Source organism: Methylocystis sp. B8 (genome assembly GCF_005771425.1).
Taxonomy (GTDB): domain Bacteria; phylum Pseudomonadota; class Alphaproteobacteria; order Rhizobiales; family Beijerinckiaceae; genus Methylocystis.
In genome coordinates this window covers 240,764-260,914 of record NZ_VBTZ01000004.1, presented here as the reverse complement: position 1 = coordinate 260,914, position 20,151 = coordinate 240,764, and the positions used below count along the sequence as shown (strand labels likewise).

General features: G+C 61.0%; 18 protein-coding genes. 4 read left to right on the top strand and 14 right to left on the bottom strand.

Annotated features, from left to right (window positions below; all coding sequences use genetic code 11):
* Positions 1–224: 224 nt before the first annotated feature.
* On the bottom strand, positions 225–1,013 hold the full coding sequence (locus tag FEV16_RS09880; protein WP_138167450.1) for a response regulator: 789 nt from the start codon (positions 1,011–1,013) through the stop codon (positions 225–227).
* Positions 1,014–1,193: 180 nt separating this feature from the next.
* Here FEV16_RS09880 and FEV16_RS09875 point away from each other — a divergent pair, with 180 nt between their 5' ends.
* The 3 genes from FEV16_RS09875 to FEV16_RS09865 all read left to right on the top strand — a co-directional run bounded on the left by FEV16_RS09875 (position 1,194) and on the right by FEV16_RS09865 (position 3,518).
* Complete coding sequence (locus FEV16_RS09875; RefSeq protein WP_138167449.1) at positions 1,194–1,454, top strand: NepR family anti-sigma factor; 261 nt, start codon at positions 1,194–1,196, stop codon at positions 1,452–1,454.
* Positions 1,451–2,005 (top strand): sigma-70 family RNA polymerase sigma factor, encoded by a 555-nt coding sequence (locus FEV16_RS09870; protein ID WP_138167448.1) that lies wholly within the window; start codon positions 1,451–1,453, stop codon positions 2,003–2,005. The genes FEV16_RS09875 and FEV16_RS09870 overlap by 4 nt, the downstream gene beginning before the upstream one ends.
* Before the next feature lie 154 nt (positions 2,006–2,159).
* Positions 2,160–3,518, top strand: coding sequence for an HWE histidine kinase domain-containing protein (locus tag FEV16_RS09865; protein WP_246657258.1), 1,359 nt, complete (start codon positions 2,160–2,162; stop codon positions 3,516–3,518).
* A gap of 21 nt (positions 3,519–3,539) precedes the next feature.
* On the opposite strand, the gene FEV16_RS09860 is transcribed toward FEV16_RS09865, so the two are convergent.
* The 12 genes from FEV16_RS09860 to FEV16_RS09805 all read right to left on the bottom strand — a co-directional run bounded on the left by FEV16_RS09860 (position 3,540) and on the right by FEV16_RS09805 (position 17,438).
* Positions 3,540–4,835, bottom strand: coding sequence for an HlyC/CorC family transporter (locus tag FEV16_RS09860; RefSeq protein ID WP_138167446.1), 1,296 nt, complete (start codon positions 4,833–4,835; stop codon positions 3,540–3,542).
* 4 nt (positions 4,836–4,839) lie between these two features.
* Positions 4,840–6,648 carry a 3-dehydroquinate synthase gene (gene aroB / locus FEV16_RS09855; protein ID WP_138167445.1) on the bottom strand — a complete coding sequence of 603 codons (1,809 nt, stop codon included), beginning with the start codon at positions 6,646–6,648 and terminating at the stop codon, positions 4,840–4,842.
* Positions 6,590–7,405: an NUDIX hydrolase gene (locus tag FEV16_RS09850; RefSeq protein WP_246657257.1), complete on the bottom strand. Its 816-nt coding sequence runs from the start codon at positions 7,403–7,405 to the stop codon at positions 6,590–6,592. The genes aroB and FEV16_RS09850 overlap by 59 nt, the downstream gene beginning before the upstream one ends.
* A 71-nt stretch (positions 7,406–7,476) precedes the next feature.
* Positions 7,477–8,358 (bottom strand): nuclear transport factor 2 family protein, encoded by an 882-nt coding sequence (locus FEV16_RS09845; RefSeq protein WP_138167444.1) that lies wholly within the window; start codon positions 8,356–8,358, stop codon positions 7,477–7,479.
* An 83-nt stretch (positions 8,359–8,441) separates the two neighbouring features.
* Positions 8,442–9,461 (bottom strand): ketol-acid reductoisomerase, encoded by a 1,020-nt coding sequence (gene ilvC, locus FEV16_RS09840; protein WP_138167443.1) that lies wholly within the window; start codon positions 9,459–9,461, stop codon positions 8,442–8,444.
* Between the two features lie 116 nt (positions 9,462–9,577).
* Positions 9,578–10,129, bottom strand: a complete 552-nt coding sequence (gene ilvN, locus FEV16_RS09835) for an acetolactate synthase small subunit (RefSeq protein WP_138167442.1) — start codon at positions 10,127–10,129, stop codon at positions 9,578–9,580.
* 95 nt (positions 10,130–10,224) lie between these two features.
* Positions 10,225–11,997, bottom strand: a complete 1,773-nt coding sequence (locus FEV16_RS09830; protein WP_138167441.1) for an acetolactate synthase 3 large subunit — start codon at positions 11,995–11,997, stop codon at positions 10,225–10,227.
* A gap of 231 nt (positions 11,998–12,228) precedes the next feature.
* The gene (locus FEV16_RS09825) at positions 12,229–12,990 is read right to left on the bottom strand and encodes an SDR family oxidoreductase (protein ID WP_138167440.1); all 762 of its coding nucleotides are present in this window, start codon (positions 12,988–12,990) and stop codon (positions 12,229–12,231) included.
* Between the two features lie 90 nt (positions 12,991–13,080).
* The gene (locus tag FEV16_RS09820; protein ID WP_138167439.1) at positions 13,081–13,698 is read right to left on the bottom strand and encodes a glutathione binding-like protein; all 618 of its coding nucleotides are present in this window, start codon (positions 13,696–13,698) and stop codon (positions 13,081–13,083) included.
* 60 nt (positions 13,699–13,758) lie between these two features.
* On the bottom strand, positions 13,759–14,190 hold the full coding sequence (locus FEV16_RS09815; protein WP_138167475.1) for a hypothetical protein: 432 nt from the start codon (positions 14,188–14,190) through the stop codon (positions 13,759–13,761).
* Between the two features lie 102 nt (positions 14,191–14,292).
* A complete protein-coding gene (locus FEV16_RS09810; protein ID WP_138167438.1) occupies positions 14,293–15,966 on the bottom strand; it encodes an acyl-CoA dehydrogenase family protein in 1,674 nt (557 codons plus the stop codon).
* Between the two features lie 113 nt (positions 15,967–16,079).
* The gene (locus FEV16_RS09805; protein WP_138167437.1) at positions 16,080–17,438 is read right to left on the bottom strand and encodes a cytochrome P450; all 1,359 of its coding nucleotides are present in this window, start codon (positions 17,436–17,438) and stop codon (positions 16,080–16,082) included.
* Between the two features lie 225 nt (positions 17,439–17,663).
* On the opposite strand from FEV16_RS09805, the gene FEV16_RS09800 reads away from it, so the two are divergent.
* A complete protein-coding gene (locus FEV16_RS09800; protein WP_138167436.1) occupies positions 17,664–18,323 on the top strand; it encodes a hypothetical protein in 660 nt (219 codons plus the stop codon).
* Between the two features lie 373 nt (positions 18,324–18,696).
* Here the strand turns inward: FEV16_RS09800 and FEV16_RS09795 are convergent, their stop codons facing one another.
* Positions 18,697–20,151 (bottom strand): DUF3526 domain-containing protein, encoded by a 1,455-nt coding sequence (locus FEV16_RS09795; RefSeq protein WP_138167435.1) that lies wholly within the window; start codon positions 20,149–20,151, stop codon positions 18,697–18,699.

The window sequence follows — 20,151 nt, the reverse complement described above, 5'->3', positions numbered from 1 at the left end:
GGCCTGCGCTATGGCTTGACCATTCAACGTTGGAAGCGCCCCTCTGCTTGAGCGCTCGAGCTCGAACGAACGGCTGCTTTCGAGCGGCTTGGCGCGCCTCGCTTGTGCGCGCGTCATCCATGCCCATGCGCGTCCCTTATATGGCGGCCAAAAAACACGAGACTACAACTTTGAGGCGGCCTTTTCGTGGAACGAGGCAGGAGACAGGGTTATCGGCGCGACTGCTAAGCTGCGCGAGACGCCTTGCGCTCGAAGAACAGCGCCTGGCTGATCGTGGCCTTGACCGTGTCGACCTTATAGGGCTTGCTGATGAGAAATGCGGGCTCAGGCCGTTCGCCGGTCAGCAGGCGTTCCGGAAATGCCGTAATAAAAATCACTGGAGCGTCAAAACTTTCGAGCATTTCATTGACGGCGTTCAGACCGGAACTGCCGTCCGCGAGCTGAATGTCGGCGAGGATCAGCCCGGGCTGCTGGCGCTTGGCGAGCTCCACAGCCTCCTGATGCGTCCGCGCGACGCCAATCACGCGATGGCCGAGATCGCGCGCAATGAACTCTATGTCTTGCGCAATAAGCGACTCATCCTCGATAATCAGCACGTCCGTCGCGACGCGCTCGGCGATTTCGCGGCCCGCCTCTCTGACCAGCGCCTCAACCTCCTCCTTGGAGACGCCCAGGATCGTGGCGGCGTCTGCAACCGAGAAGCCTTCGACCGTGCGTAGCAGAAAGGCTTGTCGCGAGCGCGGCGTCAGCATGCTGATGTTGCGCTGAGCCGCGGAAATCTCGTCGTTGGGCGACGTTTCCGTGTTCAGCCGGATCGACGACCAAGAGGACATGAACAGATGGTAAAGTCCAACTTTGGGCGACATATTCGCTGGGAAATCGTCGGGGTCCGCGACAAGCGCCTCCAATGTGGCGACAACATAGGCGTCCCCGCTTTTCTGCGAGCCGCAAAGCGCCCTCGCGAAGCGGCGCAAATAGGGTAGGTGCACCGCAATCTCACGGGAGAGGTTCATAGTTTTATCCTATTGCCCGCCAAACAGCGGAGTCAATTCCGCCGCCGGTTAGCGCCTTACAGCGCTCCCTGCTTGCAATGGCGGAACAATTAGTGTTCTTACGCGTTCCAGCAAGGGAGGTCGTCGCGCGGCCACCCCGAGTTCAGGCGGCCAGTCTCGGGGGTGAACTCGGGGTCGAGAATGAGCCAACGCGAAAACCAGCACGACAACGATGGCCCTTGCCGCGACGCGGAATCTGATTTGCATAATGCTGATGGAGGTCGCAGCGATGGTGACGCTGATGGCTCCAACGCCGACGGCGCCACGCTGGACCCCAAGATTCAAGCTCAGCTCGGGCGAGTGTTTCGGGCTTATTGCGATGATCTGATACATCAACCAATTCCTGATAAATTTACTGTGCTGCTGGCCAAGCTGGAAGCCAAACAGCGCGCAAAGAAATGAACGAAGAATCCTTTGGAGACCAGATGGTGGCGCAGATGCCCTATTTGCGCGCCTTCGCGATTTCGCTCTGCGGCTCGCATAGTCTCGCCGATGATCTCGTCCAGGACACTCTGGTCAAGGCCTGGTCGCATGCCGATTCCTTCCAGCCGAACACCAATCTGCGCGCTTGGCTGGTGACCATTCTTCGGAATACTTATTTTTCCAGTTATCGGAAACGCTCGCGGGAAGTGCAGGATAGCGACAACCTCCTGGCCCAGCAAATTCCAGTAAAAGGCGGCCAGGAATCGGCGCTAACTCTCGCGGACGTCCAATCGGCGTTGGATAAGCTCGCCCCCGAACATAAGGAAATTCTATTAATGATCGGGATCACTGAGCTCTCCTACGAGGAAGCGGCCGAGATTTGCGGCGTCGCCATAGGCACGGTCAAGAGCCGTTTGAACCGCGCCCGCGCCAAACTCGCCGAACATCTGGGTCTCCTGACGCCAAACGACATCGATACCGATCCGACCGTGTCGGATCTCGCCGCGCGCCGACCCTCTCGCGCGATTTAACAGGCCAAGGCTTCGCGTGAGTGTGCGCAGGTAAACGTTGCGCTATCTACCCTTTGCGCCCCATCACAAACTGGCAGCGTAGATGATGAAAGGCCGCGAAGGTCAATATTCCCGGCCCTCGCCGCACGCGGCAGCGGCGAAGGCCGAGACGGATATGTGCGTCCCTATTCGCGCGCTGCCCGCATTTCTGCTTTTCTCGTCGCCCTCGCCGACGCTTGCCGCAGACGGCGCCACGGCAATTACTGGAGTCTGGCTCGGCGTGATTGGAGCGCTCGCCATCACCTTAACGACAGCCTTTGTTGTGATTTTCTGGCTGGTGAAGCAGCGGCGCGAGGCGCAAAGGGCGCAGCATGAACTCGCCGAATTGACGCTGGCGGTCGAGGCGCGCGGCGCCTCGCATTGGAGCGACACTGGAGTCGCCGAGGTCGACGCCATCGCCCACAGCATCCAGGACATCGACGAGCGCCTGCGAGAGAAGCGCAGGAGATTGTCCGAGCTGAACGATCTTTTGGCGAAAAGCTCGACGATCGTCAGCCGAACCGGCGCCAATCTGCAACTGCGCGCGCTGCTCGACGCCGTGCCTGTCGGAATTCTCATCGCAGAAGCGCCGGCCGGACGCATCGTCGAGGGCAATCACCTCATGGAAACTATACTGCGTCGGCCCATTCGCTATTCGGAAAACACGGAAAGCTACTACCAATGGAATGCTATCCATCAGGATGGCCGGCCCGTGGCGAGCGACGAATATCCACTCGCCCGAGCGCTCGCCGGCGAAGATCATCCCCAACTTGAATGCATGATCGAACGCGGCGACGGCGCTTACGTCTGGATTAATATTGTTGGCGCGCCGATCCGCGATGACCAGAGAGCAATCATTGGCGCGATCGTGGCGGTCACTGACGTCGACGACATCAAAAATGCCGAAATCCACAATCAGATGATGAACCGCGAGCTGCATCATCGGGTGAACAATTCACTCGCGATGATTCAGGGAATCGCCAATATCACCGCACGCACGGCGCAGGATTTTGCGAGCTTTCAGCAGGGCTTCTCCCACCGCGTACAGTGCTTAAGCCGCATCTCCACGCTGCTTGTGCAGACTTCATGGGAGAAGACGCCGCTTAAGGACCTGATCCTGGTCGCACTGTCCTGCAGCAGCCACGACTATGGAGACCGCGTCTCAGTATCCGGCGAAGACGTGGAATTGCGCTCGGCGGTCGCTTCGGCCTTGGGTTTGGCGCTCAATGAACTGCTCGCCAACGCCGAGCAGCATGGCGCGCTGTCAGACGACGATGGCCGGGTCTCAATCAGCTGGCGCGTCGATCACGAAATGGATCGGCCGCGTCTCATATTGAACTGGACTGAGACAGGCGGGCCAACCGTCGAAAACCCGCAGCAAACGGGCGTCGGGCATTTCCTAATAACCAACGTGCTCGCACGCCAAATGGGCGGCGACGTCAGGCTGACTTATCACGCCGAAGGCTTGCAAGCCGAAATATCCGCCGAAATCTGAAGCTGCTCGGCGGCGCGCCGGTCACGCGGCATTCTGTGGAGTCACCCGCAAGGCCGTGACGCGGTTCCTAATCTTGCGCATCACCTCGAAACGGAAGCCATGATAGGTGAAAACCTGTCCGGCTTCGGGAATCGCCCCCGCCTCATGGATCACGAGCCCGGCGATCGTCGTCGCTTCTTCATCAGGCAGGTCCCAAGCCATGACGCGGTTGAGATCGCGCACCGGCACGGCGCCGTCGACGAGCACCGACCCATCGGGTTGCGGACGCACGCCCTGCACGGCGAGATCGTGTTCGTCGCGAATGTCGCCGACGATTTCCTCGAGTATGTCTTCGAGGGTGACGAGTCCCATCACCTCGCCATATTCATCGACGACCAGAGCGAAGTGGGTCTTGCGCTTCAGAAAGGCTTCGAGCTGATCTTCAAGCGTCGTCGCCTCAGGCACGAACCAGGGCGCCAACATCACCTCGTCAACGTTGATCTTTGCGGCGTCGCCGCCGGCGGCGTCCAGCGCCCGCAGCATGTCCTTGGAATGAAGGACGCCGACGAAATTATCCGGCCGCTCACGCCAAAGCGGCATGCGGGTGAAAGGCGAGGACAGCACCTCACGTACGATTTGCGCCGGCGGCAGATCGGCGTCGATCGTGCGCATTTTCGTGCGATGGATCATCACATCCGAAACATGCAACACTTGTAAATCAAGCACGCCGCCGAACATGTCGCGCGCGGCGCGCTCGACGTTGCCTTCTTCATGCAAGATATCAACCGCGCTTTTCAATTCATCGTAGGGCGAAAGCACAGTTCGGCCGTGCCCGACTTCAACGCCCACCATCTTGAGTACCGCCAGCACAACATATTCGACGCCGGCGAGGAGCGGGCCCACGATGCGAACGAAGGGCGCGATAAATTTCGCGACACGCAGCGACGTCTCGTCGGGATGATTGATCGCCAGCGTCTTCGGTAAAACTTCGGCGAAAATGAGCAGCAGCACGGTCATGATGATGGTCGCGTAGATCGCGCCATTATCGCCCGCGATCACGACGAGCACGCTCGTCGTGAAGGCGGAGCCGCCGATATTGACCAGCGTGCCGCCGAGCAGCAGCGCGGCGATCATCCGGTTGCGTTGGCGCAGCAGGCGATTGACGGCCGCGGCGCGCTTGTCGCCTTCTTTTTCGAGCGTGTGCATCCGGGCGTGCGAGGCGGCGGTGAGTGCCGTCTCCGACCCGGCGAAAAATGCAGACAGGAAGACGCAGATCACGACGATGGCGACCGCAGTCCATATGTCGACCTGCGGCGCGCCGGTTTCGAGTCCATGCATGGGACTATGTCCGCTTCAATTCGTCCTTGAGAAAGCCAAGCGCCTCATTGGCGTCGACGGATTTTGCGATGAACGCCTGGCCAATGCCGCGCAGGAGAATAAAGGTTAGCGCGCCGCGCTCGACCTTCTTGTCCTGATACATGGCGTCGAGGATGGCCTGCGCGTCATCCCTCCAACCCGGAATGTCGCGTATCTTGGTCGGCAGACCGACGGCCTTCAAGTGACGTTCGACGCGCTCCGCCACGGCTGGGACGCATAGACCGCGACGCGCCGAGAAACGCGCCGCGCAAACCATCCCGATGGCGACGCCTTCGCCATGAACGAGGCGCGCGCTGTCATAGTCGGTCAGGCGCTCGAATGCGTGTCCGAAAGTGTGGCCGAGATTGAGAAGCGCACGTTCGCCTTGCTCGGTCTCATCGCGGCCCACGATCGTCGCTTTCGTCTCGCAGCTCACCGCGACTGCGCAGATCTGCTCCGCCCGGCTCCGGAAAACAGCATCCGCATCGGCCTCCAGCCAGTCGAAGAAACGAGCGTCGCCAATAAGCCCGTATTTTACGACCTCGGCATAACCGGCGCGAAATTCGCGTAGCGGCAATGTTCGCAACGTATCGACGTCAGCGAGAACCAGTGACGGCTGATGGAACGCGCCGATGAGATTCTTGCCGTGTCGAGAATTGATCCCCGTCTTGCCGCCGACCGAAGAGTCGACTTGGGACAGCAGAGTCGTCGGGATTTGGACAAAGCGCGAGCCGCGGCGCACGCTCGCCGCGACGAAACCGGCGAGGTCGCCGACCACGCCGCCGCCAAGCGCGACGATCAGATCGCGTCTTTCAATCCTGGCGGCCAGCACATCATCACAGACGCGACCATAAACCGAAAGGGATTTCGACGCCTCGCCGGGCGGAACGATGATGGTCGACGTGCGCAGGCCAGCGTCCTTCAGACTCAGTTCGACGGTTGGAAGGTGCAATCGCGCGACGTTTTCGTCCGTGATGACCGCGCAGGCGGCGCCGGGAGCGATCTGTGCAATATATTCGCCCGACCGCTGCAACAGCCCGTCGCCGATGATGATGTCATAGGAGCGTCCGCCGAGCGCGACCCGCACGATCTCCTGACGGCTGGCGTCTTCGCTTTCGGCGGGCGCGGGATGCAAATGGGCCATGGCTTTGGTGAAACCTTTGCTTTGCGCTTGCCGTCGTAGTTCTTCAATTTGGGGCAATTCGGCGGCGAGGACCGCAAGCGTATCATCGACCATGGCGTCCTGTGGAATCTCGCGCGACTCGACGCGAAGATCAGCCAGTTCGTAAACAGAGCGTCGCGCCTCCATCAAGTTGCGTAGCGTTTCCTCCGGATCGTCCGTCTGTAGAAGGGGACGATCATTCTTGCGGCGCACGCGCTTCAACAGAGTTTTGAGGTCCGCGTCGAGCCAGAGGGACACGCCCCGCTCGGCGATGCGCTCGCGCGTGCGCGTGTCGAGAAACGCGCCGCCGCCAGTCGCGAGAACGATCGGGCCGCCGTTCAGAAGGCGCATGATCACGCGGCGCTCGCCGTCGCGGAAATAGCGCTCGCCATATTTGGCGAAAATCTCTGGAATGGACATGCCGGCCGCCGAGACGATCTCCGCATCGGCGTCGACAAAGGGTAGGCCGAGCCGCGCAGCGAGTCTCTGGCCGATCGCGCTCTTGCCGGATCCCATCATGCCGACGAGCACGATCGACTTTCCGTCGAGCGCGGCGCGCACCGATAAAGCGCGCTCATCCATCGGCGCTTGCTGAGCCGGAAGGACGACGCCGAAGTGTTGCGGTCGAGTCATTTGCGCCAAATCTACCTTGCACGGAGCGAAATTTCATCCGCCCGCCGAACGCACGTGAAAGATAGGCGACCATGAAAGCGGGTAGCCGCGGGTCGGAGAGCGCCTCCAAAGTGGAAACCATAAGAGCGTCCGCCAGCTCAGGCGCGCTTTCGCTCGCGAGAAAGGCTTTCACTTTGGCGAGCAGGGCCTGCGATGGCGCATCGAAATCCAGCCTCTTGATACAGGCGATATGCTGGCGATCGAATATCACCGTCCAGCCTGCCGCCGCTCGCGACTCCGCCACGACAAGGCCCGTCTCTTCGGCGAGTTCGCGCACCAGATTGCCGACGAGATCAACCTTCCCGTGAGCGACGATGTCGGAAGGATCGGGCGTGCCGCAGGGAAAATAGAGCTGACCGGCGGACGAGTGGCTCGGCGCCATTTCGCCCAAGAGATACGCGCCGTCGCGCGCCCGCACCGCCGGCATCGAGAAGCAGTTTGATACGGTTTTGTCCGGCCAGCCGAAATCGCGCCAGGCCACAAAGCGGGAGAAACGCGTTTTGAAGAGCGACATGCGCAAGATGCGCGCGCCGTCCTCGCTGGTTATCAACTCGACGCGACAAGCGAGCAGCACGGAGCCATCATATAGCGCCGGATTGACCCGCCGACGCTCCTGCCAGTGACGCTCGATCTCGGCGGCGCGCTCCTCCGCAAAGCGCCAGTGGTGATCGACGAAGCGACAATCGAGCCGATCTACCTCTGCAATTTCGACAGTCACGGACGATCCGCCGTTTCGCTTGGGTTACGTGGAGAGAGACTGATGCGCGCAGAACACGCCACGGCGCTTGGTTACGCCTGCATCTGCAGAAGCGCGGTGCTGTCGCGGAATTCGACGATCTCGACAATGAGTCCATCTTCGAAGCGCACGAAATCGGCGAGCTGAACCTGACCGCGACGGCCGGTGCCCCGATGGCGCCATTCAACGGTCCGACGCGCAGCCGCGTTTCCGCCGTCGACGATGACTTCGTCGGGCATTGCGTGTCCCAATTGTTCGAAGTCCACCCCGATGCCGCGCACAATATTGACGAGCGCGTCAACGCCGCGATGTCGTCCCGCATATGAGATCGTCGCGCGATCGCCAACGAATTCGCAGATGACGTCGGGCGAGCACAATTCTCGGATCAGCTCAATATCCGGCCCGCAGGAGAAGCTGCTCATTGCGACCAGCCGGCGCGCCATTTCATCGCGCATCAGTCCGGGGCCGCGAGGATTTAGAATATCGTCGAGACTTTGCAGCAAGTAATCCGCGCCGCGCGCTTCGCAATGGTGGTCCCGAAACTCATACATTTCCGAGACCAATCCGTTTTGCCAGCGTAGAAAATGCGCCATGCACATGCTCTGGACAAGGCCGGTGGCGCGGTGACGCCAACTGCCGATCCACCGCACCACCGTGTTCTCGCCTTCGACGAGAACCGAGAGAATCTCCGCCTCAAGTGGTTCATAGTCGACGTCGACCCGACGCAAATGGGCGCGCAGAGCGTCCCGCCCACGCCACTGCCCAGGAGGGAGCAGGCCAAGCCGGGAGCAGCTATAGTTCAGCTCAACGTCTTCGACGAAATGTTCAACCAAGGTCGAGACGTCATAGGTCATGCGGCTTCGCACAATCTCATGCACGCGCCGACGCGTTTCGTTCTCGATGACCTGACTCGAACGCTCGCCCGGACCGTGCATTCATCCCCCGTGGCGATGCATTCGTCGCGCTCGAAAAACTGCCAAACCCGAGCGCGCGCTCGCCTTTTTGGGATTATTATGCGCTAATTGCGGTCCTTGTCGACCAACTTATTCTTGCCTATCCAGGGCATCATGTCGCGCAGGCGAACGCCGACCTCTTCGATCGGATGCGCATTATTTCGAGCGCGGATCGCCTTAAAAGAGGTCTGGCCGACCTTGTTCTCCAGCATCCAGTCGCGGGTGAATTTGCCGGTCTGGATATCGTCAAGCACACGCTTCATCTCGGCCTTGGTTTCCTTGGTGATGATGCGCGGACCGGTGACATATTCGCCATACTCTGCCGTATTGGACACCGAGTAGTTCATATTCGCGATGCCGCCCTCATAAATAAGGTCGACAATCAGCTTCACTTCATGAAGACATTCAAAATAGGCCATTTCCGGCGCATAGCCGGCCTCGACCAGCGTCTCGAATCCGGCGCGGATCAGTTCAACGAGGCCGCCGCAAAGCACGACCTGTTCGCCGAAAAGATCAGTCTCGCATTCTTCACGGAACGTCGTTTCGATGATGCCGGCGCGGCCGCCTCCGATCGCCGACGCATAGGACAGCGCGATCTGCTTGGCGTTGCCCGAAGCATCCTGATGCACAGCCATTAGGCAGGGCACGCCCCCGCCCTTCAGATATTCGCCGCGAACCGTGTGGCCCGGCCCCTTGGGCGCGACCATGGCGACGTCGAGATCGGCGCGCGGCTCGATCAGATTGAAATGAATATTGAGCCCATGCGCGAAGAAAAGCGCAGCCCCTTGCTTGAGATTTGGCACAAGCTCATTGGCATAGATCTCGCCCTGAAGTTCGTCGGGCGTCAGCATCATGACGACGTCGGCCCATTTGGCCGCGTCGGCGACGCTCATCACCTTTAAGCCCGCGCTCTCGGCCTTTTTGGCCGACGCCGAGCCCGCGCGCAGCGCCACGGCCACTTCTGGAACGCCACTCTCTTTCAGATTGAGCGCATGCGCGTGACCCTGGCTGCCGTAGCCGACGATGGCGACTTTCTTGCCTTTGATCAAATTTATGTCGGCGTCCCGATCGTAATAAACGCGCATGTGCTCTGCTTCCCTTGATATGCGTGCGCTCTTGGGGGAACGGCGCTCCGCGCCGTCGAATTCGCTGGCGGGCTCCTTCTACGCGGGCCGCCTCGCAAGGTCAAAATTCCCGCGCTTTAGATCGGCTCCGGTCCGCGGGCGATGGCGGCGACGCCTGTGCGGGAGACCTCGACGAGCCCGATCGGGCGCATCAGATCAACAAATTCGTCAATCTTGTGAGGCTTGCCGGTCAGTTCGAAGATGAAGCTCTCGGTCGTCGCGTCGACGATCCGGGCGCGGAAAGCTTCAGCGAGCTGTAGCGCGAAGGTGCGGTGCTCGCCGCGGCCCTTGACTTTGACCATGGCGAGCTCGCGCTCGAGCGAGCGCTTCGACACGGTGAGATCGGTGACCTGATGCACCGGAACGAGGCGCTCGAGCTGGTGATGGATCTGCTCGATCGTCTCGGGCGCGCCGGAGGTCAAAATGGTGATGCGCGAAAGATGCTCGGCATGCGCCACCTCAGCGACGGTAAGGCTCTCGATATTGTAGCCGCGGCCCGAGAACAGGCCGACGACGCGCGCAAGGACGCCCGGCTCATTGTCGACGAGCACGGAAAGCGTATGCGACTCGACTTTGGAGTTTGTCGTCGCCGCGGCGTAGGGAGAAGGCGGAGAAGCGGGAGCGTTCATGACCAGTCCAGCGAAGAGGAGTGTGAGTTAGTGAGTGGTGAGATAGTGAGTAGTAAGATGGCCGACTACTCACTACTCACTACTCGCTATTCACTTCAGACGAGCATCTTTCCCTTTTCGTCGATCACCGCGCCGAGCTCGATTCCGGCGTCGTCGGAAAGATCGGCGAGCAGCATGTCATTATGCGCCTTGCCCGACGGGATCATCGGGAAGCAATTTTCAACCTTGTCGACGACGCAGTCGAAGATGACCGGTCCGTCATAGTCGATCATCTCCTTTATCGCCGCGTCGAGCGATGCGGGGTCGGAGCAGCGGATGCCCTTGGCGCCGAACGCTTCGGCGAGCTTGACGAAATCGGGCAGCGCTTCGGAGTAGCTATGGGAATAGCGTCCGCCATGCAGCAGTTCCTGCCACTGGCGCACCATGCCCATATATTCATTGTTGAGGATAAAGATCTTCACCGGCAGGCGATATTGGATCGCGGTCGACATTTCCTGGATGCACATCAGGATCGAGGCTTCGCCCGCGATGTCGATCACAAGCGATCCCGGATGCGCGAGCTGCGCGCCGATCGCCGCCGGAAGGCCGTAACCCATCGTGCCGAGCCCGCCAGAGGTCATCCAACGGTTCGGCTCTTCGAAGTGATAATGCTGGGCGGCCCACATCTGATGCTGCCCAACCTCTGTCGTGATATAGACGTCTCGATCCTTGGTCAGCGCATAGAGCCGCTGCACCGCATATTGCGGCTTGATCGCAGTTTCTGAGTTACGGAACGCGAGCGATTTTTTAGCGCGCCACTCCTCGATCTCCGCCCACCAAGGATCGAGCGGTTGCTTCTCGGCGCTCATCGCCTCTGCGCGCCATAGGCGCACCATGGTTTCGAGAACATGGGCGCAATCGCCGACGATGGCGAGATCGACCTTGACGTTCTTGTTGATCGACGAGCGATCGATGTCGATATGGATCTTTTTCGAGCCCGGCGAGAAGGCGTCGAGACGTCCGGTGATGCGGTCGTCGAAGCGCGCGCCGACGGCGATCATCAGATCGCAGTCATGCATGGCGTGATTGGCTTCCCAGGTGCCGTGCATGCCGAGCATGCCAAGCCAGTTCTTTCCTGATCCCGGATAGGCGCCGAGCCCCATCAGCGTCGACGTGATGGGAAAGCCCGTCAGGCCAACGAGTTCACGCAACAGAGTCGACGCCGCCGGCCCGGAATTGATGACGCCGCCGCCCGTGTAAAAGATCGGTCGTTTCGCCGCCGCCATCATGCGCACAGCCTGCTGGATCGTCTCCAGGTCAGCGTCGAGCTTGGGATGATAAGTCTTGTGCGCAGCGCTGCGCGGCGGCGCATAGACTCCGCGCGCAAATTGCACGTCCTTGGGGATGTCGACGACCACCGGTCCCGGCCGTCCGGACGAAGCCACATAGAAGGCCTCGTGCAGCACGCGCGGCAGATCGGCGATATTCTTGACGAGATAATTATGCTTCGTGCAGTGACGGGTGATGCCGACCGTGTCGCACTCCTGGAAGGCGTCGGAGCCGATGAGATGCGTCGGCACCTGGCCGGTGATGCAGACGACCGGGATTGAATCCATCAGCGCGTCGGTCAGGCCCGTCACCGTATTGGTGGCGCCTGGCCCCGAGGTGACGAGCAGCACCCCCACCTTGCCGGAGGAGCGCGCGTAGCCCTCGGCCGCATGCGCAGCGCCCTGCTCGTGGCGCACGAGAATGTGCTGCACCTTGTCCTGATGGAAAAGCACGTCATAGATCGGAAGGACGGCGCCGCCGGGATAGCCGAAAATAATCTCCACGCCCTGGTCCTTCAGGGCTTCGACCACCATTTCGGCGCCGGTCATTTCCTTCGACATCGTTTCTTTCCGTCTTGCTTCTCGCGGCGGCGACCAGGGTGTTTCGTTTTTCGGGCAACAAAAAAGGCCCTCTTGGGGCCTTGGGTCAAGCGCCACTGGCGGAGGCCGGGCCTAGCCCTGCTCCGTTCCTGGCGCTTCAGATACGAGAATTGCGCGCATTCGCGTCCCGCCCTCTTGGTTGCGGGAGACGTTACGGGAGACGCAGCGGATAATCAAGCGAGGAATGGGCGTCTAGCGGGCGATCCATCCGCCATCGACCACAAGCAGGTGACCGATGATGAATCGCGCCTTTTCGGAGCACAGGAACAGCACGGCCTCAGTCAGCTCTTCGGCCTTGCCCATGCGCCCGATTGGAAAGAGCTCGCCCGCCTGCTGAGGCGTCATGCTTTCCTTCTCCATCCATTGATGGAACACGTCGCCGGGCGCGTCGATGCCGCAGGCGCAGATGGCGTTGACGCTGATGTTGTCCTTAGCGACCTCGAGCGCGACCGTCTTGGTCAAACCGTCGACGCCGCCCTTTGAGGCGGCATAGGCGCCTTCCGCCGGATTGCCGGTGAGACTGCCGGTGATCGAAGATTGATTGACGATCGCGCCGCCGCCGTTTCGGCGCATCTGGCGGATCTCGTGCTTCATACAGAAGAACACGCCGCGCAGGTTGACGTCGATGTGGAAATTGAAGCCCTCCTCCGTCTCCTCGACGATCGGCTTGAAGCGGACCACGCCGGCGTTGTTCACCGCGCAGTCGAGACGGCCATAGGCTTCGACCGTCTTCGCCACCATGGCTTCGACATCGCGCTCGATGCGCATGTCAGCGAAGGTGAAGAACCCCTCGCCGCCTTCCGCGCGGATCATGTCAAGCGTCTCGCTCCCGCCCGCTTCGTCAATATCGGCGAGGGCGACCTTCGCGCCTTCGCGGGCGAAGGCGAGCGCCGTCACGCGTCCAAGACCTCTCGCTGCTCCTGTAACGAGCGTAACCTTCCCGCTGAATCTCATGAGCCTCTCCCCAGACTGAGCGCGGGCGCACGCTTTCACCCGGCGCAGTCTCGGGTCAAGCTTGTAGAGGCCATTGTCCGATGGGCGCGCTCACGCGCCTTCGGCGGCAAGAGCGCGCTTAACGCCGTCGTCGGCCGCCATCATGTCATGGTGCTTGCGAATATTGGGGTATTTCGACAACCCATCTTCGAGCATCGCCGCGCCCCAGCGCTCCATCGGAAAGACATAAGCGTCGAGATAGCTGCGCTTGTCGCCGACAATGTAGCGGCGCCCAGCAAGATGCGCCTCGAGAATATCGAACTTTTTGCGCACGAGCGCCTTCGCCGCCTGGCGCACATTATCGAACGCCTCCTTCTTACGGGCGCTTGTATAGCGATCGGGCAAGAACAGCGGGAAAAACGCCGGGTGGAGATCGCCGGTAATGAAAGAGGACCAGCGGTCTGCTTCGGCCTCGTCGCGTGGCGAGCTGTCGGCTCCGATCCCCGCCTTCGGGTAGCGATGCGCAAGGTAGCGCAAGACCGCCGCCGCCTGGGTCAGAGTCCAGCCTTCGCCCGTATCGAGCGCCGGCACCGCGCCCGCCGGATTGACCTTCAAATACTCCTTGTCGCCAAACTCGACCTCCTTGGTCTCATAAGGCTCGCCGATCCATTCGAGGGCAATGTGCGGGGCAAGAGAGCATGCGCCCGCGTGGTAATAGAGCGTGACCATGGCGGCCTCCGGTTGAGAACGTCGCCCTTAGGATAGGGCGCTCTCACGGGAGGGTCGTGGCTATCCCTCGCCACAGTCGAGAATCCAGGTCTTGTCGCAAAAGGCGACATAGAGGCGCTCCTGTCCGAGCGCCGTCCCAAGTTCTCCAGCGAGCTCATTGAGCATAGCTTCGATCTGCGCGTCGGGCAGGCGGCCAAGATAAGCATGCACTGCCTCGCCAGTGAAGATCGCGACCGGCTCGCGGTCGGAGCCAACCGTTCCGTCCTCCTTCGGCCAGGCGTAAGTCACTTCGCCGCGCGTGAACATGCCGGAGAGCGCTGGCGCGCCGGCTTCGACGCGCCGGCGCATCCAAGCGCGCGCGCAACGCACCGCCTCAGAGACATCATAGACGCGCCCCTCTGTCTCCCAGCCCTCACGCAGCCCGACAGTGATGCGGAAATCTCGCCGCGGCCCCCGCGAGCCGTCAACGAGGCGATAGACGCGCTTGGTCATGAGCAGCAAGGTAAGGCGCCGGACAGGCGCGAGGAAGGGCGCCCGCCGTCATGGCCGGGCTTGTCCCGGCCATCCACGAAACTCATCGCGTTGGCATAGCGCTCAGCCCTCCAGCAACCGCCGCGCGATCACCTGCGCCTGAATCTCCGCCGCGCCTTCGAAAATATTGAGGATGCGGGCGTCGCAGAGCACGCGCGACACGGGATATTCCAGCGCAAAGCCGTTGCCGCCATGGATTTGCAGGGCGTTGTCCGCCGCCGCCCAAGCGACGCGCGCGCCCAAGAGCTTCGCCATGCCGGCTTCGAGATCGCAGCGCTTACCCTCGTCTTTCTTACGCGCGGCGAAATAGGTGATCTGGCGGGCGATGTGGATTTCCACCGCCATCGAGACGATCTTGTTGAAGACGCGCGGGAAGGAGAACAGCGGCTTGCCGAACTGAATGCGCTCCTTGGCGTATTTCAGCCCGAGGTCGAGGGCGCATTGGGCGACGCCAAGCGCGCGCGCCGCCGTCTGGATGCGCGCCGACTCGAATGTCTCCATGAGCTGTTTAAAGCCCTTGCCCTCCTCGCCGCCGAGAAGGTTTTCGGCTGGCACTTCGAAATTATCGAAGCCGATCTCGAATTCCTTCATGCCGCGATAGCCGAGCACTTCGATCTCGCCGCCGGTCATGCCCTTTGCGGGGAACGGATTCTCGTCCGTGCCGCGCGGCTTCTCGGCGAGCAGCATGGAAAGGCCCTTATAGCCCTTCTCATTCGGATTGGTGCGCACGAGAAGCGTCATCAGATCGGCGCGCACCGGATGGGTGATCCAGGTCTTGTTGCCGAAGACCTTATAGACGCCGCCCTCTAACGTCGCTCGGGTGCGCAGACCGGCAAGATCGGAGCCATTGTTGGGCTCGGTGAAAACGGCGGTCGGCAGGATTTCGCCCGAGGCGATCTTGGGGAGATATTTCTCTTTCTGCGCCGGCGTGCCGCCGACGAGGATCAGTTCTCCGGCGATTTCCGAACGCGTGCCGAGCGAGCCAACGCCGATATAAGCGCGCGACAATTCCTCGGAGACGACGCACATGGCGATCTTGCCCATGCCCGAGCCGCCATATTCTTCCGGGATCGTCAGGCCGAAGACGCCAAGCTCGGCGAGGCCCGAGATGACATCCAGCGGTATATACTGGTTCTTACCGTGCCATTCCTGCGCATAGGGCGTGACATTGGCGGAAGCGAATTTCCGCATCTCGCTACGGATCGCCTCCAGCGTCTCGTCGAGGCCGGATGCGCCGATTGTTTCGGCCGCCGCGTGGTGGTCGATGAGTTCGGCGAGGCGGGCGCGGTTTGCGGGCGTATTGCCGGAGAGGATCAGCCTGTCGACTGAAGTTGGACGACGCGCCGCGATCTGCTGGCTCGTCAGGCCGAAATCGCTGAGGCGGACGATCTCGCCCTGGCTCATCGGAATGCCGCCATAGACCTGGGCGAGGAATTCGGCGAAGCCGATCTGGTTCAGTAGCTCCTCGGTCTCGCCATAGGCGCCCTCGGCCGAGAGGCGCCCGGCGTAATCGATAAGTTCGCGCAGGCCCTGAACATAGGTCGCGAGCCAGGCTAGCCCGTGGGCGGCGTGCTGATCGGCTTCGAACAGATCATTGGCGATCTTGCCGTCCCGCGAGACGCGGGCGCGCACGCTGGCGAGCGCATCGTTGTAAAGCGCCTCGACGGCGGCGAGAGCCTCCTTGGCATCGCTGGTCCAATCGGCGGCTTCAAGTTTCGTCGCGACGGCTGCGGTCATTTTTCTTTCCGGTAGGCGAGGCGCCCCTTCGGCGCCGGGCAAATTCGGGCCCTACATGCCGGCATTTGGCCTGGGACGCAACCGGTCTGCCTGCGCCCGATAGGCGAGGTCGATCAGGTTTTTTCAATGATCAGCGGCAGTCCGCCTTTGGGCCGCGTGGTGAAATCGGGGGCAAGCTCCAGCCGATGGCCTTCGACCGGCGCGAAGCGAAAATCACGGACGAGCGTCGCAAGGATCGCGGTCATTTCCAGCATGGCGAACCCCATGCCGATACAGATGCGGGGGCCGGCGCCGAAGGGCATGTAAGCGCAGCGATGACGCATCTTGGCTTTTTCCGGCGTAAAGCGGTCGGGGTCGAAAGCGTTCGGCTCGTCCCATAGTTTTTCGTGGCGATGCAGCGCCCAGAGAGCCGCGAAGACTGGTTCGCTCTTGGAAATTTTATGCGTGCCGAGCATCATGTCTTCGCGCGGCTGTCGCCCAATCGCGGCAGCCGGCGGAAAGAGGCGCATCGATTCCTGTATCACCTGCCTTGTAAATTGCAGTTTCTCGATGGTGTCGCCGCTGATATCGGCGTCGCTGACGATCGCGCGCACTTCTTCGCGCACGCGTTCTTGCGACGCCTGATCCTTGGCCAACAGCCATAGACTCCAGCCGAGCGCGACGGCTGACGTTTCATGCCCCGCGACCAGAAAGCCATAGAGGTTGGCGACGAGTTCGGCGTCTGTCATCGACCGGCCGCTTTCGGGGTCCTTGGCTGCAAGCAGCCGATCGATGATCGCCTGCGTTTCGACGCCCGATGCGCGCCGCGCCGCAAGGAGTCGCGCGGTCTCGTCATAGAGGTAGCGCATGTTGCGATTGATCTTTGATGATCCGGGAAACGGCAGCCATGTCGGCAACCGGAGCAGGGTGAAAATCCGGACCCAGGACAAGCCAGCGAAACTCTCCTGCATGGCGGCGACAAACTTGCCGCGATCAAAGGCGCCTGTGACGCCGAGCACAGCTTTTTCGATGACTGCAAGAGTGACGTTTGACATCGCGCTCATCGCGTCGATCGGGGCATCCTGCGGCGCGCGACGCCAGGCCTCCGCTTGGGCTTTGGCGCAATCGACAAATGTCGGCGTGAGAGCAAGAAGATTTTCGTGGCGAAAGGCGGGGGCCAAGGCGCGCCGCTGCCATTTCCAGTCCGCGCCTTCGACAAAGAACAGCGCTTCTCGGTTAATCATCGATGACAGCGCGCCGACCGTGATGAAGTCGCGCGTAAAACTTTCAGCGCGCGTGATCAGCATGTCTTCGATCAGTTCGGGATCGGTGAGATAATGCGTGCGCTGGACGAACGGCCAGACGCGATTAAGCGTGAAGTAGTCGTCACGATAGGCGGCGGGCGGCCAGTTCTCGAGATAATTGCGTTTAGTCGAGCGCCAGGAAGGCCGCTCATTTGGCGTGAAAGGCGTGAAATCCGGATCGCGATACATCGAATTCCCCGGGGGCAATAGGATAGTTCGGCTCAATGATAAGGACGAACCTACGTCGAAAAAATCGGCGCGGCGAAGAAAAGCCCGGCGCGCCGGTCAAATCCGGCAGCGACGGAAGCTCACGCGTGCGAGAAAGGCTGCCAAACGCCGTGACATTCGCGCGCCAATGCGCGAAATTGCTCGCATCTATAATGTTTCTCAGGGCACAAATTCGAGGCTTCGACTATGGAGCAAGGTTGGGTTGACAATATCAAAAAGGGATGGGGAGTGGTTATTGACAACCTTTCCCCGGGTTGGGTTGGATCTTTAATTGGCATCATTGGCATCTTGATCGGCTTAATTTTTTACTTTCGCTCTCGGCAACGTGCCCGACTTGTGTGTCAAAAATCTGCGCTGCGTTTACTTGGGCATAAACATATTGAATTGCCTAGCGAGATTTCCGTTAATTTTCGTGGGAGGGAGATTCCCAGACTCGCAAGGGCCGCGCTGGTCATATGGAATGACGGAGAAAAAACCATCTCAGGCGATGAGATAGTATCACATGATCCACTTCGCATAGAGGTTGATCAATACGGAGAGGTCCTTTCTGCCGTTGTTGTTAAGTCAACGAGAAAGGTCATCAGCGCTTGCGTCGAGCCCGTAACAAACCCATGCAATCGAGCAATAATAAAATTTGAGTTTCTTGACCCTGGAGACGGTTTCGTTTGTGAGGTGCTTCATACTGCAGAAAAGAAACTGCCATATTTGAACGGAACGATCAAAGGCATACCCAAGGGAATTTTAGTTTTAGGTGATTTTGTAGTTTTTCCTAAAACACTACCTAATATCTCAAGAATTATTTTGAATAGCGCCCACTGGGTTGGCTTTTTTTCAGTTCGATCATGATTGTTGGCTCTTTGTATTTATTTGAGTTTCAAGATGTCTTTGACACGCCGGCTACGCCTTTCGCAAAAAACGCTACTGTAGCGGCGTTGTTTATATTAGGAGTTTTGTACTTGTTGATGTCTGCAATTCTCTGGAATAGCCGGAGGCGCTATCCTGCCACACTACATTGCGAGTCCCTTGAATAGATTAATGGCGCGGTGGCGGTGGCTTCAGCTTAATAAACACTTTCCCATTGTCGAGGGCGGTGCGCGAAGTTCTTTTTTTGAAATTAATGACTGCTTTTGATCAAATCAGGCCGTTCGTCATCCACTCGGCGGGCGACTGCTATGGGGCGTAAGCCGAAATTCAAACTGAGGACACTACCGGCGGCTCTCTATCGCGGCGCAGCGCGCCGATAGCCGAACGCGCCGAACGCCGCGAGCAGCAACATCGGCAACGCGACGCCGATGAGCGGGGCGGCGAGGCCGGTCGGCGCGCGCGCCATCAACTCTTCGTCCGCCTGCGTGAATTTCGGCATTGCGGCGTAATCCTCCGCCGTCAGCGACGCGCCGGCCTTGGCGCGGGACAGAAAGAATGCGCGCCAATCGACATGGAAGTCCCGCACGCGGTCGAGAAAGGCGCGATAGCGCGTCGCGCCAGAGCCGGCGATGTCGGCCATCGCTTGATAGGTGAGATAGGCCGGCGAGAGATAGCCGAGCCTCTCGGCCATGTCGCGCTGGCGGGCGAGCTGCGCGTCATGTTCGGCGACGATCGCCTCGACGCGCTGAAACGCCGCCTCCTGCGTCGCGAGACGGCGCAGCGTCATCTCCTGCATGCCGCCCGCCGGCTTGCCGCCGCCCCCATGTTCGTCAGCGTAGCGGGCGAGCGAGGCGTCGCGCGCCTTGTCGGCGTCGGTCGATGCGGCGCGCGCGGCGAGCACCATGTCGATGCGCGACGGCGCCGGATGGGCGAAGGCGGCGAGACTGTTGATCGCTGCGGGCAGGATCATGGTGATCGCCACCCACGCGCCAATGAGCGTCAGCGCGTTAAAGGCGGAGCCGCGGCCAAGACCGTCGACCGCAGCGGCCAGCGCCGCCCAGAACAGCCCGTAGAGCAGCGCGACGACAAGCAGCGCCGCAAAACCGGGCGAGGCGAGGCGCTCCCATCCGGCGAAAACCCACACGCCGACAGTCACGGCCAGCAGCATGGCGATGATCGGCGCAGCGACGCGCGCCGCGAGCTTGCCGGCGAGCGCCGCGCCGGGCCGGCGAGCGGAGGCGAGCGTCATCGCCAGCGTCCCCTGCTCGCGCTCGCCGGCGAGCAGGTTGAAGGCCATCGCCAGAACGACGAGCGGATAGACGAAGACGATGACGAAGGCGAGATCGGTCGCGCCCGACATCAGATTGGCCGGATTGTCGATCTCGTCGGCGAAGAGAAAGCTATCCTTGGAATTGGTCGTGACCCTCACCGCAGGCGGAAGGAGGTCGCTCTGCCCGATCGCGACGAGCGCCAGAGGCGCAGGGGCGAGCGCCGCGACCGCTGCGGCAGGCCCACCCCCCATGAAGGTCGGATTGCGTGGATCGCGAAACGGCGGCGGCTCCGGCACAGGATTTCCCTGCGCGTCGGCCTGCTGCAGTTGCGCAAGCGTCTTCTGGAGGTTCGCAATGCGCTGCGTCTCGTCGGCGCGAGCCGCGGCGATCGCGGCCTGTTGCGCGGCGACGCGCGCCGAACCCATGGCGAGGGCGAAGAGGGCCACACAGGCCAGAGTCAGCAGCGCGAACCAGATCGCGCCGTCACGGCGCATCATGCGCGCTTCGAAACGAAAGCCTGCAAGGAAAGCGGACGACAT